Annotated in this window: 2 protein-coding genes; both read right to left on the bottom strand. The window is 54.3% G+C overall.

Annotation, left to right across the window (positions count from 1 at the left end):
- Positions 1-206, bottom strand: a 206-nt coding sequence (locus AC1D0P_RS28445) for a hypothetical protein (protein ID WP_477679797.1), incomplete at its 3' end; no start/stop codon positions are given.
- On the bottom strand, positions 196-503 hold a 308-nt coding region (locus AC1D0P_RS28440), incomplete at its 5' end, for a ribbon-helix-helix domain-containing protein (RefSeq protein ID WP_477679796.1). The genes AC1D0P_RS28440 and AC1D0P_RS28445, both read right to left, overlap by 11 nt.

Below are 503 nucleotides of genomic sequence, written 5' to 3'. Positions count from 1 at the left end.
GCTGCCATGTGGTTCAGAAGAGTTCCCTGATAGGGCGCATCCGCAATCGCGTTCATATCTGCTCCAATCGCGCGTATGCGGTCTGCAGCACGATTTACGGCGTCAGCGGGAGCATCGCCGAGGCTGACGTAGGAATCGACAAGATGATCAAAGATCAGGTTGAGGTCTTTGAGACTGTCGCGAGACCGGACAATCTCAAAGGCCATAAGACGCCTTCTTGGCAGCGATCATATCCTCGATCTGCTGATGACTTTCCTCAAGGCTCAGAAACTCGCCTGCCCTCCTCTCGGCAATCAGCGCCCTCAGCGCGGCAAGCTCTGCTTCCTTCAGTTCAGTTTCTTCGCGAACCAGTTCGAGCCCACGCTGCACGACGGCGCTCAGACTTGAAAAGCGGCCTTCTTCGACAAGCTTTCGGGCAAAGATTTCCTGCTGGTCGGAAATCGAGACTGATGCTTTTACCGACATGCTGGACTCCTGAAGGACAAGAAAGCATACTACTGAGT

The organism is Polaromonas sp. P1_G2, assembly GCF_056405515.1.
Note: the sequence above shows the minus strand (reverse complement) of the source record. Positions and strands in the feature narration are given on the sequence as shown.